This is a genomic window from Nonomuraea antimicrobica (assembly GCF_039536965.1).
GTDB classification, from domain to species: Bacteria; Actinomycetota; Actinomycetes; order Streptosporangiales; family Streptosporangiaceae; genus Nonomuraea; species Nonomuraea antimicrobica.
The window spans coordinates 44,229-58,852 of sequence record NZ_BAAAZP010000033.1; the positions used below are offsets into that span (position 1 = coordinate 44,229).

Consider the following 14,624-nt stretch of genomic DNA (forward strand, 5'->3'; position numbering starts at 1 on the left):
AGGGTTGTCACGTGGGAATTTACGACGCCTTGCTGGTCCTGTCGTTCGGCGGCCCCGAGGGGCCCGACGACGTGATGCCGTTCCTGGAGAACGTCGTGCGCGGCCGGGGTGTGCCACGCGAGCGCCTGCTGGAGGTGGCCGAGCACTACCAGAGCTTCGGCGGGGTCAGCCCGATCAACCGGCAAAACCGTGACCTGGTCGAGGCGCTGCGCCCGATCGCCGGGGTGCCGGTCTACTGGGGCAACCGCAACTGGCACCCGTTCGGCGAGGACACCGTGCGCGAGATGCGTTCCGACGGCGTCAGGAAGGCCGCGGTGTTCGCCACGTCCGCGTTCGCGGGCTACTCGAGCTGCCGCCAGTACTACGAGGACATCGACCGCATCTCGGTCGAGGGCGGCCCCGAGCTGGTGAAGCTGCGCCACTACGGCGAGCACCCGGGCTTCGTGGCGGCGATGGCCGAGCACACGCGGGCGGCGCTGGAGCGGCTCGGCCGCGACGACGCCCGGCTGGTCTTCACCGCCCACAGCATCCCGGTGTCCATGGCCGAGACCGCGGGCCCGTCGGGCGGCCTGTACGAGGCGCAGCTCCGCAGGAGCGCCGAGTTGGTCAACCAGGCGCTGGGCCGCACGCAGCCGTGGGACCTGGTGTGGCAGTCGCGCAGCGGGCCGCCGCAGGTGCCGTGGCTGGAGCCGGACGTGTGCGACCACCTGCGCAAGACCGACGCCGGCTCGGTGGTGCTGGTGCCGATCGGGTTCGTCTCCGACCACATGGAGGTGGTCTACGACCTCGACACCGAGGCCAGGGCGGTGGCGGCGGAGCTGGGCCTGCCGATGGAGCGGGCGGCGACGGCCGGCACGCATCCGAGGTTCGTGCGGATGGTGCGTGAGCTGATGGAGGAGCCCGAGCCCGTGCCGTGCCCGCTCACCTGCTGCCCGCCCCCGCGCAGGCGTCCCCAGGCGGCTCAGGCGCCTCACGTGCCTCAGGCGCCTCAGGTGTAGGTGCGGGCGTACGCCGCGGCGATCCCCATGACCTTGTTCACGTAGTCCCACGAGTGGTTGTAGAACCAGATCGCCTTGCGCAGCTTCTCGCCGCCCTGCCCGGCCTTGTTGGCGCACAGGTAGTTGGCCGCGCCGGGCACGGCGTCGTACGCGCTCCAGATGTCCTTCTTGCCGTCACCGTCGCCGTCCACGCCGTACGCCTTCCAGGTGGCGGGCATGAACTGCATGGGCCCGAGCGCGCCCGCGCTCGACGGCCCGTTGTTGCGGCCGTGCCCGCTCTCCACCTGGCCGATCGCGGCCAGCACCGTCCACGACAGCCCAGGGCAGCGGGTGGCGGCGGCCTTGTAGAGCTCCAGGTAGCTGCCAGGGCGGCCGACCGTGACCTGCTGCGGTTGTTCGGCGGGCTGCTGCTGCTTGGGCGTGCGGGCGGCCGCGTCCAGCATGACGACCTGGGCGTTCTTGCCGAGCGCCTTGCGCACGCCCGACTCGCTGATCTTGCCCTCCTTGCCGTGCAGCAGCACCGCGACGCCCTGCGCGAACCCCAGTGACCGGCCCGCGTCCGCGCTGATCAGGCCGTCGACGCCGGAGAGCCCGAGCGTGGCCGAGGCCGCGACGCGCAGCCGGGGACCGCCGTCCACCTGGTAGAGGCCGCCCAGGACCATCCCGAACTTCTTCATCGAGCCGGCGTCGACCACCAGCTCGCCCCTGTCCAGCGCGCTCCACACGGCGGGCTGGTCGGCGACGGGCCCGGGCGTCCAGGAGCGGAAGCCGGACGGGTCGACGGCCAGCAGGTTGAGCGTGGTGCCCGACACCTTGACCGCGCCCGCGTCCACGACCGTCACCTTCTGCACGTGCGCCAGCTCGCTCAGCTCGAACCTGGTCTCCTTCGGCACGGTGCCCGCGGCGACGGCCAGCACGCGCGGCGGGGTCGGGGTGACGCCGGGGCCGCCCTGCCCGAAGTCCTGGACCGGCGCGGCGCTGGGGACGAGCCGGTCGAGGCCGGCGGCGGCGGTCTGCTGGGCGAGTGGCTGCCTGCGCGCGGGTTCCCGCGCGCTCTTGACCAGGTCGTCGCCCATGATCACGACAACGCCGCCGGGCGCCGCCGTGACCGCGAGCACAGCGGCGGCGATGAGCATGACCGCACGGAGCGTGGGAAGACCCGACACTCGGGACACGTTAACTCACCCCGCCGGTAAAGCACTTGCCAGCAGGACATACGGTGCGTAATGGTTGGGTGCTTTCGTAAGGAGGAAAGAACGTGGTCGGGCCTTACCGGGGGTTGTTCGAGAGGCCCGGAGTCAAAGCGTTCGTGCTGGCCGGGCTCATCGGCCGGATGCCTATGTCGATGCTGGGCATCGGCGTCATTCTGCTGGTCTCCACGCTCACCGAGTCGTACGCCACCGCCGGCGCGGTCGCGGCCACCACCAATGTCGCCTTCGCCGTGGCGGCGCCCCTGTCGGGGCGGCTGGTGGACAGGTTCGGGCAGGGGCGGATCATCCCGCCGTTCGTCGTCGTCAACGCGCTGGCGCTGGCGGCGCTCATGGTCTTCGCCGGGTCCGGGCTGCCCGAGTGGACGCTCTACGCGTCGGGCCTGATCGTGGGCGCCACCTCGTTGTCGATCGGCTCGATGGTGCGGGCCCGATGGTCGGTCATCTACGGCGGGTCGGGCAGGCTGCACGCCGCGTTCGCGTTCGAGTCGGTGGCCGACGAGGTCGTCTTCGTCACCGGGCCCGCTCTGGTGACGGTGCTGGCGACCGCGGTGAATCCGTACGCGGGGCTGATCGTGGCGCTGGTGTGCATGTTGCTCGGCTGCCTCGCGCTGGCGTCGCAGCAGCGTACGCAGCCGCCGATCCAGCAGGTCAGGTCGACGGAAGGCACACCCATCCTGATCCCGGGCGTGGCGCTGCTGGCGTGCGTCTCCCTGGCCCTGGGCGCGGTCTTCGGCTCGGTCGACCTGATCACGGTGGCCTTCGCCGAGGAGCACGGGGCCAAGGGGGCCGCGGGGTTCCTGCTGGCCTCGTTCGCGGGCGGGTCGATGGTTTCGGGGCTCTGGTTCGGCTCGCGCGACTGGCGGATCTCGCTGCGCGCCCGTTTCGTCAGGGCGCTGGCGCTGTTCGTGGTGGGGCTGACGCCGATCATGTTCATCAACCTCCCGTGGGTCATGGCCGGTGCGCTGTTCCTGGCCGGTTTCGCCATCTCGCCGACGCTCATCACGTGCTTCTCGCTCACCGAACGGCTGGTGCCCCAGTCGCTGCTCACCGAGGGCATGGCGTGGATCTCGACGGCCATCGGGTTCGGCGTGGCGGCCGGCGCGTGGGCGGGCGGGCGGCTCACGGAGACGTACGGGTCCTCCACCGCGTACGGCTTCTCCATCGCGGCGGCGGCGGTGGCCGTGGTCGTGGGGATCGGAGGTTCGGGTTTGCTGAGACTTCCCGAGGCTCCTTCACCCCCGAAGAGCTGATCCGCTACGGTCGGGAGATCCCTCGCAACACCCATCACACTGGAAGCACTAGTTATGTCCCGACACATCAGTTCACTTCTAGCTATCGCGGCTGTTTGCGTGACCCTTGCGCCGGCCCCAGCCTTCGCGCAGCAGGAGAAGAAGGAGCCGGTCGACTGCACGCAGGTCAAGTGCATCGCGCTGACCTTTGACGACGGGCCCGGCAAGTACGCGGGCACGTTGCTCGACACACTCAAGAAGTACGACGCCAAGGCGACGTTCTTCCTCGAGGGCCAGTACGTGAAGAGCCGCCCCGCCTACGTCAAGCGCATGGCCGCGGAGGGCCACGAGCTGGGCAACCACAGCTACAGCCACCCCGACTTCACCAAGATCGAGGCCGGGGCGGTCAAGAACGAGATCCAGAAGACCCAGGACGCGGTGAAGAAGGCGGCGGGCGTCGAGCCCAAGCTGCTGCGTCCGCCGTACGGGATGGCCGACCTGGCGACCTCCGACGTCGCCGCCGAGTTCGGCATGCCGATGATCCTGTGGACCGCCGGTTCGCAGGACTGGAGCTCGAAGAACGTCGAGGCCATCCAGAAGCAGACCCTGGCCGTGGCCAAGCCGAACGGCATCATCCTCATGCACGACTGGGTGAAGCAGACGGTCGACGGCATGCCCGCGCTGATCAAGACACTCAAGAACAAGGGCTACCACCTGGTGACGGTGTCCGACGTGATCAAGAACGAGAAGCTGGAGCCGGGCGACATCTTCCCCGTTCCCGCGGGCTGGGAGCAGTGAGTATCGTTCGCGTCTAGCCGGACGACGCTGGAGGGGTGCTCCGTGGCCTTCGTGAACTGGGCGCGCAACCAGTCGGGCACCCCCGCCGAGGTGCGTACTCCGGCCTCCGTGCCGGACGTCGTACGCGCCGTGCGCGACGCCGCCGCCTCCGGGCGGCGGGTCCGCATGGTCGGCACGGGCCACTCCTTCACCGGAGTGGCCCTCACCGACGGCATCATGCTCCGCCCCGGCGCGCTGACCGGGATCAGGTCGTGGGCGGACGACCGCGTCACCGTACTGGCGGGCACACCGGTGCGGGCGCTGAACGAACTGCTCCACGAACGCGGCCTCGCCCTGGCCAACATGGGCGACATCACCGAGCAGACCGTCGCCGGCGCGATCCAGACCGGCACCCACGGCACCGGACGCGACAGCGGCGGCCTCGCCGACCAGGTCACCGCGCTGGAGCTGGTGCTGGCCGACGGCACGGTGGCCAGCGCCGCGCTGGGCGAGGAACTGTTCGACGCCGCCCGGGTGGGGCTCGGCGCCCTCGGGGTGCTGACGGCTGTGACGTTACGGGCCGAACCGGCCTTCCTCCTGCACCACCGGCGGCGCAAACTCGGGCTCGGCGACATCCTCGGCTCACTCGACGAGCTGACCTCCGCGAACGAGCACCTCGACTTCTTCTGGCTGCCCCACACCGATGCCTGCCTGGTCAAGACCGGCAACCGCAGCCCGGGTCCGGCCCGGCCGCCCGGTGCGCTGCGGCACTGGCTGGACAACGTCTTCCTGGAGAACACGCTGTTCGGCGCGGCCTGTGCGCTCGGGGCCCGCTTCCCTGGGCTGATCCCGCGCGTCAACGAGGTCAGCGCGGCCGCGCTGGGGGAGTCGGAGTCGGTGGACGTCTCGTACCGGCAGTTCACCTCGCGACGGGACGTGCGCTTCCTGGAGATGGAGTACGCCGTGCCGCGCGACCGCCTGGCCCAGGCCCTGCGCGAGACGCGCGACCTCGTCGAGCGGATGGACTGGAAGATCACCTTCCCGGTGGAGGTGCGGGTGACGCCGCCCAGCGACGCCTGGCTGTCGACCGCGTACGGGCGGGCGTCGGCGTACGTCGCCTGCCACGTCTACCGGCCGACGCCGAACCCCGCGTACTTCGAGGGCGTCGAGGAGATCATGACCCGCCTGGGCGGACGTCCGCACTGGGGCAAGCTGCACACCAGGGACGCCGCCTACCTGGCCACGGTGTACCCGCGCTTCGCGGACTTCGTTGACCTGCGCGACCGGCTGGACCCCGGGCGGCTGTTCGCCAACGCCTACCTGGACACCGTGCTCGGCTGACTCGGGAACCCCGGCCGGGTGGCTCGGCTCACCCCGGGTGCTGCCCGCCCGCGCCGCCCGGCGCGGGCCGCGACGGGACGGCGGGCGTCTCGTCCCCCGTACCCGGCTCCTGCTCCTGCGGCGGCGGCGTGCTCGTGGCGGGATCGTCCGACGGCGGGAGCGAGCCCGAGCCCGGGTCTTCGGTCGTGGGTGTCGAGGAGGGCGTCGGCGTGGGCGTGGGCGTCGGCTCCCGGGTGGGGCGCGCGCTCGGCGTCCTGCTCGGCGTGGGGGTCGTGCCGGGCTCCGGGGTCCACGGCGCGCCGGTCTGCGGCGGCGGGTACGCGGGCGCCCGGCTCTCCGTCTCCCGTCCGGCCGGTGGCTCCCGGTCGTCGTCCCGCTGCTGGGCCTTCGCCGGGGTCTTGCCGGTGACCTGCTCGTGCACGGTCTGCTGGGCCGCCGCCTGGTAGACCAGGATGCTCCCCATGCTGATCCCGAACACGATCGCCGCCGCGGCCCCGACCTTCGCCCAGGGCAGCCGGCGGTCCCGCCGCACGCGGGGCAGGACCAGCGTGGAATCCTCCGTGCGTGGGGCCGGGCTCGCGTGCTGCTTGACCCGCTCTCCTGTGCGCTTGAGGTAGTGCGTGTAGATCGCCGTGCCGACGGTGCTGGCGACGCTGAACACCGCCGCCCCGATCACCGTCCCCGCCACGCCGAGGTACGACGCCGCCACGGCCGCCGTCACCGCCGCCAGGGCACTGCCCAGGATCTGCGGCATGCTCAGCTCGAACTTCCGCTGCCCGCCGCTCATCCCCCGGATCAGTCCTCTCTGTCATGCGTTCGGTAAAGAGCTGTCTCGTGAATAGACGCGAGTGCGTGTCCCGTTGTTCCTGTGACCTGCATGACAGGCACCCTTGTAACTCGTGCCCCGACGACTCGGCCTGCCCTCCGTGTATCTCGCCGCGGCCGTGGCAACGGCCGCCACGACCGCCGTACCCCTGGCCATGACGCCCGCCTCAGGACTCGCCCTGCGCGCCGCCCCGGTGGAGCCGGCCCGGTCCTACATCGTCACCGCCCGTGACCGGGTGGCCGCCCGCGATCTTGTCGGCGAGGTGCGCTGGCGCGTACGCCGCTACTACACCTCGGCGCTGCCGGGATTCGCGACCTTCCTCACCCCCGCCGAACTGGCCGAGTTGCGGGCCGACACACGGGTGCGCACGATCGAGCCGGACCGCGAGATCCACGCGATGACCGGGCGCGGCCCGTCCCGTCCCTCCGGCGGGCGGGCGAGCGGCGCCGGAGTCACCATGTACGTCGTCGACAGCGGCGTCGCGGTGCGCCGGGACGAGTTCGGCGACCGGGCCTGGCGCGCCTTCGACGCCACCGGCGGCACCGGACGCGACTGCGGCGGCCACGGTACCCGCCTCGCCTCCCGCGCCCACGACGGCGCGCCGAAGGCGGGGATCGCCTCGGTGCGAGTGCTCGGGTGCGGCGGCTCGGGGACGCTGGCCGACGTGCTGGCGGGGCTCGACTGGGTGCACCGGCACGCCCGCGGGCCCTCGGTGGCGACCCTGTCGTTCGACGGCGCCGACTCGCCCGCCCTGGCCAGGGCCGCCGGGTCGCTGTCGGAGTCGGGGGTGTTCGTGGTGACCGCGACCGACGGCGGCGCCTGCCGCGTCACGTCCGACGGCCGGGCGTTCTCCGGGCACGCGCCGTACCTGGCCGCGGCCGCCGCCCGTCACCTGGAGCTTCACCCGAACGCAGGTCCCGCCGTCCTGGCGTCCCGGCTCAACTGCGACACCGCCCGGGGCGCGATTCGCCAGAACCCGTCCGGGCCAAATAACCTCCTCATGCGCAACGGCGGGCTCTAGAGGAATGGACAACTCGAATGTGACCGGCGTCACATCACCCCGGGGCTATCCCAGGAAGGCGATGTTCGGACATGCCGGGTACGGTGCTGGCAGGCAACCGGCACACGCGAGAGACTCAAGGGTCCGGGGGAAGAATGGCGACGCTGACGAAGGGACTCGCATGCAGGAGCTCCGACTCGTCGCGGTGAGTGAGGACGGCACATATCTCGTGCTGGCGACTGCCGGGCGGGGCACGCGCTTCACCCTTCCCGTGGACGACCGGCTCCGTGCTGCCGTCCGCGGCAACTTCTCCCGTCTCGGCCAGTACGAGATCGAAGTGGAGAGTCCGTTGCGCCCCAAGGAGATCCAGGCCCGCATCCGAGCCGGAGAAACGGCCGAGGAGATCGCCGCGACCGCCGGGATCCCGGTCGAGCGCGTCCGCTGGTTCGAGGGGCCGGTGCTGCAGGAGCGGGAATACGTCGCCCAGCAGGCGCAACGTGTGTCCGTACGCATGCCCGGCGAGTCCGCGCCAGGGCCCACCCTCGGCGACCTCGTGGCGGAGCGGCTGACCAGGCGCGGCGTACCCACCGACGAGATCGACTGGGACTCCGCCAAGCGCGACGACGGCCTGTGGCGGGTCAAGCTCGGCTACGTCTGGAACGGTCACACCCGCCACGCCGAGTGGCTCTTCGACCCGCGCAAGCGCCACGTGACGCCCCACGACGACGAGGCCCTGCGGCTGTCGGCCGCCGACTTCGACCCCGAGCCGCCCGTGGTGGAGGACACCACGGTGACGCCGTTCGCGCCCCGGGTGGCCAAGCTGCAGCCGGTGCCGCCGCTGGCCTCCGACCCGCTGCCGTTCCCGTCCGTGGTGCGGCGCGAGCCCGAGGAGCCGGCGGTCGGCTACAACCCGCCGCCCAGGTCGCCGGAGACGGCGTACACGCGGGCGCCCGACATGCCGTCACGCGAGACGCCCTTCGACCGCGACCCCGGCCCGCGCCACGAGCCTCCGTCCCCGGAGCCCTTCCGCCACGAACCTCCGTCCCCGGAGCCCTTCCGCCCCGAACCACCGGCTCGCGAGACCGGCTACGCCCGCCCCGGCGACACCTCGTCCCGCCGCGGCGGGACTTCGCCGTGGCTGCCAGACTTCGGCTCGGGACGCACCGGCGACCGTGAGACCGACTCCATCTATGCCCCGGCCACCCCGCGCCCCACCGTCGAGGACCCCTCCGGCCCACACCCCACCCGCCCAGGCGGGGAGGACCAGGCCCAACCGCACCCCACCCGGCCCGCCGTCGACGACATGTCCGGCCCGCACCCCGCCCGTCCTGGTGGGGAGAACCAGGCCCACCCGCACGCCACCCGGCCTGGTGGCGAGGACCCGGCAGCCCCGCACTTCACCCGGCCCGCCGTGGAGCAGCCGACCGTCGCCACCGACCGTGACCGGCCGCCCGCACGCCCGGAGCCGCCGGCCGCCCGCCTCGACGCCCCGGTCGCGCCGACGCCCTCCCCTGCCGCGCACGCGACGCCCACCGCCGACACGCGTCCCCTCGCGCAGAGCGAGCCGACCGCGCAGGGCTACCCGGCCGCGCACGATCGTCCGGCCGCGCAGGACCACCGTCCGGCAGCCCAGGAGTGGCAGACCGCGCAGCCGATGGAGACGTCGGCCGTCGCCCAGGACGAGCCGAGCACCCCCACCCCGGCCCAGCCGACCACCGCCTCGACACCCCAGCCGAGCCCCGCGCCGACCGGCCAGTGGACCGCGCCCGAAGCCCGGCCAACCACGCCGTCCCAGGGCACCACCGCCATGACTGCCAGGGACGAGCCCGCGCCGGAAACCCCGCACGCCACCGTGGCGAGCGGCGACCTGGCCACCACCGAAGCACAGCCCACCGCCGCACCGGCCCAGCACACCGCCGTAGCGAGCGGCGACACCACCGCGACCGGAGCGCAGCCCGCTGCCGCACCCGCCCAGCACGCTGCCACGCCGAGCGCCGCCGCCGTGACAAGCGCGGACGCCGCCGTGACCGGGACGCAGCCCGCCGCCACACCGGCCCAGGGCACCGCCGCCATGGCGGTTCAGCCGACCGCCGAGCCTGCACCGGCCGCGTCCACTGCATCCGCCGCGTCGGCTGCACCGGCCGCGTCCACTGTTCCGACCGGACCCGCCGCGACGGCCGCCTCGACGCCGCAACCGGACACCGAGCCCACGCCGGACGCGACCGTGACGCCGGTCCCGGAGCACACCACGACGTCCGCCACTCCTCAGGCGTCCACCACCCCGCAGACGTCCACCGCTCCGCAGACGGCTGCGGTCACGGAGACGGCTGCCGTCGCGGAATCGCCCGCCGCCGTCGCCGAGCCCGCCGCCCGTGCGGATGTCGTGTCGGAGGACGGGCCCCAGGTCCAAGAGGCGCAGGTCCAAGAGGCGCAGGTCCAAGAGGCGCAGGTCCAAGAGGCGCAGCGCCAGGAGGCCAAGGTCCAGGAGACGGCTGCCGAGCATGCGGCCACCGTCGCCCTGCCGAGCGCGCCCGTGCAGTCTGCGCCCGTTACGGAGCCCAAGGCCGAAGCCGCTATCGCCACACCGGCCGAGGCGGCGACCACCGCCGCTCAGCCGGAGACGGCCGCCACGGAGACCGCCGCCGGTGCGCCCACGGAGTCCGTCACGAGGACCGCCACGGAGTCCGTCGCTGCCGCCTCTGTTGCCGAACCCGCTTCGGGATCCACGGCCGCCGACCCGATCGCGGCATCCACGACCGCCGAGCCCGTCGAAACGTCCACCGTCGCTGAGCCCACTGCGGCATCCACCGCAGCCGAGCCCGCTGCCGAGCCCGCTGCCGAGCCCACGGTCACCGAGCCCGCTGCCCCGGCCGCGTCCGCTGAGACCGTCCCGGCCGCCGCTGCCACGCCCCAGCCCCCCGAGACGGAGACCACCGAGGCCCGCGACACCGTCGAGAAGACCACCGAGAAGGCCGACAAGCCGGAGACGCCGGAGAGCACCGATGGCGGCACGACCGTCACTGCCGTGACGACCCCAGCCGAGACCGCCGCCGAGCCTGCCTCGCCCACGACGTCGCCCGCGCCCGGGAAGCCCACCGCCACGGAGACACCGGCCGCTCCCGAGCAGCCGACCGCGCCGACCTCCGAGCGGCCGACCGCTGAGCAACCGGTCACCGAGCAACCTGTCGCCGAGCAGCCCGTCGTCGTCGAGAAGGTCGTCGAGAAGAAGGCCGTTCAGCGCGAGCGGGAGCCCGAGCAGCCCGCCGCGGAGGCCAGGCCGCCGCGGCCCGCGCCGAAGCCGAAGCCCGCCCCGGCGGTCCCGGCCGCGCGGACGGGCAAGGACGAGGTCAAGGAGGAGCCGCCCGTACCGGTGCCGTCGCCTCCGCCCGCTCCGGCCGCCCGCCAGGCGCGCAAGGGGTCGAGGGGCCGCCGGGCGTCCGTGCCGACGTGGGACGAGATCATGTTCGGCGCCCGCCGCCAGGACTGACCGCCGCTCCCACCCACGCCAGGACGCCCTGGACGGGACGCCGCACGCCACGAGACCTGCGGGGCCACACCGCGTCAGGACGCGTCGCGTTCCAGGAACGGCGCCAGCCATTCGGGCGTGACCTCCGTGGGGAAGGCCGTCCCCTCGCTCACCGACACGTCGATCGCCGAGTAGCCGCCCTTCCCGGCTCCCACCCCCGCGATCAGCGTGAGGACCCCGGCCCGCCGCTGGAACCAGGTCTGCCGTAGCCGCCAGCCCACCACGGCCCGGCGTTCGACCACGGCCTGGGCGCGGCGCAGCGACCCCGACCGCACCGCCAGCCGGACGCCGTCGTAGCCGTGGCCCAGCGAGGCGTACCGGTCGAGCCCCAGCGGCACCCCGACGCCCGCCAGCAGCAGCGCGAACACCAGCAGGGTCCACCACAGGATCGACCCGGTGGCCCACGCCGCCGCGGCGCTCAGCACGGCCACGACCAGCCAGGGGAAGACCGCACGGAACAGACGGCGCCTGCGCGCCACGGGCGGGTGGGCACCGAGCGGGCCGTGGTAGGGCCCGACCGCGTCGCCGGTCACCTGGAAGGCCACCTCGCGCGGTACGTCCGGCAGGAGCTGCCCCCGCGTCTCCGAGTCGCCCAGCCCCGTCACGATGGCCCAGACGCGGGCGACCCCGGCCCAGCGTTCTGGCAGGCCCTCCACGATCTCGTAGCCGCGTACCCGCTGGGACTCCAGCGACACGCTGCGCCGGTTGACCAGCCCGCGCTCCGCCACCAGGTAGCCGTCACGGCGCTTGAGCTGGAAGTCCCAGTTGAAGATCGCGTACATGAGCCCGCCCGCGAACGGCATGGCCAGCACGAGCAGCACCGCCACGGCCAGCAGGAAGTAGGGGTGCTCCCACAGCCACTCCCCCGCGCTCCAGGCGGTGTCCCCGCTGATGCCGAAGTTGTCCCCGAGCTGGAACGCCAGCCCCACCGCGCCACCGGCGAACGCGAAGGGCGTGAGCAGGTACGCGCCCGACAGCGGCCCGTACAGCAGCCATTTGCGGGGCACGCGGATGATGGGCCGTTCCCTGGGACCGGCGGGCGTCGCGGCGTCGGCCGCCTGATCCCGCTCGGGCTCGGCGGTGCGGCGCAGGAGGAGTACTTTGAGCCGTTCGGCCTCGTCGAGGGTGACGCCGTCGAGCTTGGCCTCCTCCTCGTCGCCGCTCGCCCCTGTGTCGATCTTCAGTACGGCCAGGCCGAGCAGCCGGTGCAGGGGCGGGGTGGACACGTCGACGCCGCGGATCCGATCCAGCGGAATGGTCCGGATGGAGCGGCTGACCAGCGACCGCTTGGTCTCCAGACGGTCGCCGACGATCTCGTAGGTGAAGGTGGCCCACCTGATGATCGAGAACACCACGGCGCCGACCACGCCCACCGCCGCGAAGCCGTACGACCTGGCCGAGAAGCCGCCCACGAACAGGACTCCGACCAGGGGGAGGAGGAGGGAGGGCAGCATGCGTACGGGGTCGATGAGCAGGAGCTTGGGGCTGAGGTGCTGCGGCGCCCGCGCGACCGGGGCCGCCTGCCCCGGTGCGTACTGCGGCGGGCCGCCCTCCCACGGGCCGTACTGCGGCGGTCCTGGACGGGTTTCCCGGGAGGGTGACGGGTCGTCCGGGTGGGGGCCGGTCACGTCGCGTCGTCCCTCAGCTCTTCGGCCCGCCGCGCGAGCTGCTCGGCGAGCCCGGCCGCCACTCTGTAGTCGAGTCCCTTGATCGTCGAAGACCCGGCGTGGGACGCCGTACGGACCTCCAGCGTGGCCACACCGAGCATCCGCTCGAACCACCCTTGGCCCTTGTCGACCGTCTGGATGCGGCTCACGGGCACGAAAACCCACTCCCTGGTCAGGTAGCCCGACCGGGCGTAGACGACGTCCCCAGCGAGCTCCCAGCGGTGTACGGCGTACCGTACGAACGGCTCGGCCGCCAGGAACGGCAGCACCAGCACCACGACCGCGGCGGGCAGCAGCCAGGAGTCACGGGCGAACCACTCCGGCACCCACGCCCAGCCGCTCCCGCCGACCCACTGCGACACCAGCAGCGCACCGCCGAGGAAGAACGCGAACGCGACCAGCGACTCCAGCAACCACAGCCGGACGGCCTTGGGCGAGACGCGGTTCGCTGGATCGCGCAAGGGGCCAGATGACGTCACAGGGTCAGCTTATGGTGCGAACCCGGCAATCGATCTGCCCAAGAGACGGCGAACCGGCCCGGCAGCACGGACCGGCACAGAACCAGACGCAGGAGTGGCGCAGGCCAGGCACAGAAGTGGCGCAGGAGTGGCGCAGGCCAGGCACAGAAGTGGCGCAGGAGTGGCGCAGGACCGGCACGGTAAATCCGGCCCAACATCCCAGCACGGCATCCGGCACGGCATCCGGCACGGCAAATATCGGCGGGGCGTCCCGGCGTGTCGGCCGATCGTTCAGAGGACCCGGTGCCATGCTCGGTGGCGGCCAGTCGCAGGCTGTCGAGCTTGGCCACGTCGGCGGCGCCACGTTCGTGCCAGCCAGGCCCGGCCAGCGCGCGTGACCGCACCACAGCGCGAGCGCCTCACGCAACGTGGCAGCCGCCGTCCACGTCCCCTCCATCACACAACGTCGTCGCACAGCATCGTCACACAACGTCGTCGCGGCAGATCGTCCCTGCACACCACCCCTGCACACCGTCGTCACACGCCCTCATCGCACACGGTCGTGCCTTTCACGGGGTGCCGCCATCTCGCGACCCGCATCCCGCCATCCCACGGCAGGAAACCGGACATCTCACCGCCCCGCGCTCCTATTAGCGTCACCACCGATCTGGCGCACCTGGATTTTGTGGCGTGGGCTCGTCCGAAACCGATATCCGTTTTGTCGGAGTGGAACGCATCAGCCCCCCGCCCATCCCCATCCGCGGCGTACCCGCAGGCCGCGGAACCCGCCTCGGTACGGCCGGATCCGGGTACGCAGAGCATCTCGGAGGCCACCGTTGTGTCCAACTTCACTACCCGGATGCCGTCATTCCGGCGGTTTTCGGATCCTTTACCGACCACCGACCATCGAGAAACGGTCTGCGCATCGCCGAGAGCCGCGTAGCATCGTCCGGCATGGGGCTGTGTAACACGGCATCACTCGTGCGACGCATCGCCGTCACCGTGACGGCGGTGTCCGTCGCGTTCAGCTTGTCGGGTTGTGCCGCCCTCGGCTTCGTCGGCAGGTCCCAGGCGAAGGACCTCGCGGAGGTCAACGTCGCGAGTCCCGAGCTGGCCGAGGGCAAACCGCTGCCCCGCGAATACTCCTGCCGCGGCGACCAGGGCAGCCCGCCGCTGCGCTGGTCGAGTCAGCCTCTGTCCGAGGCCAAGTCGATCGCCATCGTGGTCGACAGCCACACGTCATCGATTCCGGCCGTGCACTGGGTGCTCTTCAACATCCCGGCGACCACGACCGAGCTGGGCCCCAACGCCTCCGCCGAGCCCCCGGAAGGGACCGGCCAGGCGAAGGTGACCAGCGGAAAGGTGGGCTACGAGCCCCCCTGCGAACCTGGGGCCAGCTACCGGTTCACCGTCTACACGCTGAACGGCAAGGTCGACCCCGCGAAGAGCGCCGAGCTCTCCGAGGTCCTGAAAGAGATCGCGGACATGACCATCGCCCGCGGCCGGCTCACGGTGGTGACCACCGGGTGAGCGGACCAACACGACATGTAGTGCCGGTGTACCAATTCTTCACGTAGGGTGTGACAACTCT

Annotated in this window: 11 protein-coding genes; 7 read left to right on the forward strand and 4 right to left on the reverse strand. The window is 72.3% G+C overall.

Annotated features, from left to right (window positions below; genetic code table 11):
- The first annotated feature begins 11 nt into the window (after positions 1-11).
- Positions 12-998 carry a ferrochelatase gene (locus tag ABD844_RS09935; RefSeq protein ID WP_344875245.1) on the forward strand — a complete coding sequence of 329 codons (987 nt, stop codon included), beginning with the start codon at positions 12-14 and terminating at the stop codon, positions 996-998.
- On the opposite strand, the gene ABD844_RS09940 is transcribed toward ABD844_RS09935, so the two are convergent.
- Positions 989-2,164, reverse strand: a complete 1,176-nt coding sequence (locus ABD844_RS09940) for a lytic transglycosylase domain-containing protein (RefSeq protein WP_344875247.1) — start codon at positions 2,162-2,164, stop codon at positions 989-991. The two genes, ABD844_RS09935 and ABD844_RS09940, sit on opposite strands and share 10 nt — an antisense overlap.
- A gap of 92 nt (positions 2,165-2,256) precedes the next feature.
- Here ABD844_RS09940 and ABD844_RS09945 point away from each other — a divergent pair, with 92 nt between their 5' ends.
- The 3 genes from ABD844_RS09945 to ABD844_RS09955 all read left to right on the forward strand — a co-directional run bounded on the left by ABD844_RS09945 (position 2,257) and on the right by ABD844_RS09955 (position 5,556).
- Entirely contained in the window at positions 2,257-3,459 is a 1,203-nt protein-coding gene (locus tag ABD844_RS09945) for an MFS transporter (RefSeq protein ID WP_344875249.1), read from the forward strand.
- 99 nt (positions 3,460-3,558) lie between these two features.
- On the forward strand, positions 3,559-4,236 hold the full coding sequence (locus ABD844_RS09950) for a polysaccharide deacetylase family protein (protein ID WP_344875251.1): 678 nt from the start codon (positions 3,559-3,561) through the stop codon (positions 4,234-4,236).
- Between the two features lie 42 nt (positions 4,237-4,278).
- The gene (locus ABD844_RS09955) at positions 4,279-5,556 is read left to right on the forward strand and encodes a D-arabinono-1,4-lactone oxidase (RefSeq protein WP_344875253.1); all 1,278 of its coding nucleotides are present in this window, start codon (positions 4,279-4,281) and stop codon (positions 5,554-5,556) included.
- 28 nt (positions 5,557-5,584) lie between these two features.
- Here the strand turns inward: ABD844_RS09955 and ABD844_RS09960 are convergent, their stop codons facing one another.
- Entirely contained in the window at positions 5,585-6,343 is a 759-nt protein-coding gene (locus ABD844_RS09960) for a hypothetical protein (RefSeq protein ID WP_344875255.1), read from the reverse strand.
- Positions 6,344-6,455: 112 nt separating this feature from the next.
- On the opposite strand from ABD844_RS09960, the gene ABD844_RS09965 reads away from it, so the two are divergent.
- Positions 6,456-7,403 carry a protease inhibitor I9 family protein gene (locus ABD844_RS09965; protein WP_344875257.1) on the forward strand — a complete coding sequence of 316 codons (948 nt, stop codon included), beginning with the start codon at positions 6,456-6,458 and terminating at the stop codon, positions 7,401-7,403.
- A 160-nt stretch (positions 7,404-7,563) separates the two neighbouring features.
- Positions 7,564-10,869: a septation protein SepH gene (sepH, locus tag ABD844_RS09970; RefSeq protein WP_344875259.1), complete on the forward strand. Its 3,306-nt coding sequence runs from the start codon at positions 7,564-7,566 to the stop codon at positions 10,867-10,869.
- A 74-nt stretch (positions 10,870-10,943) separates the two neighbouring features.
- Here sepH and ABD844_RS09975 read toward each other — a convergent pair whose 3' ends face one another.
- Together ABD844_RS09975 and ABD844_RS09980 are read right to left on the reverse strand one after the other, a co-directional pair.
- On the reverse strand, positions 10,944-12,536 hold the full coding sequence (locus ABD844_RS09975; protein WP_344875261.1) for a PH domain-containing protein: 1,593 nt from the start codon (positions 12,534-12,536) through the stop codon (positions 10,944-10,946).
- Positions 12,533-13,036 carry a PH domain-containing protein gene (locus tag ABD844_RS09980; protein ID WP_344875263.1) on the reverse strand — a complete coding sequence of 168 codons (504 nt, stop codon included), beginning with the start codon at positions 13,034-13,036 and terminating at the stop codon, positions 12,533-12,535. The genes ABD844_RS09975 and ABD844_RS09980 overlap by 4 nt, the downstream gene beginning before the upstream one ends.
- A 978-nt stretch (positions 13,037-14,014) precedes the next feature.
- Here ABD844_RS09980 and ABD844_RS09985 point away from each other — a divergent pair.
- Complete coding sequence (locus ABD844_RS09985; RefSeq protein ID WP_344875266.1) at positions 14,015-14,563, forward strand: YbhB/YbcL family Raf kinase inhibitor-like protein; 549 nt, start codon at positions 14,015-14,017, stop codon at positions 14,561-14,563.
- The last annotated feature ends 61 nt before the right edge of the window (positions 14,564-14,624 follow it).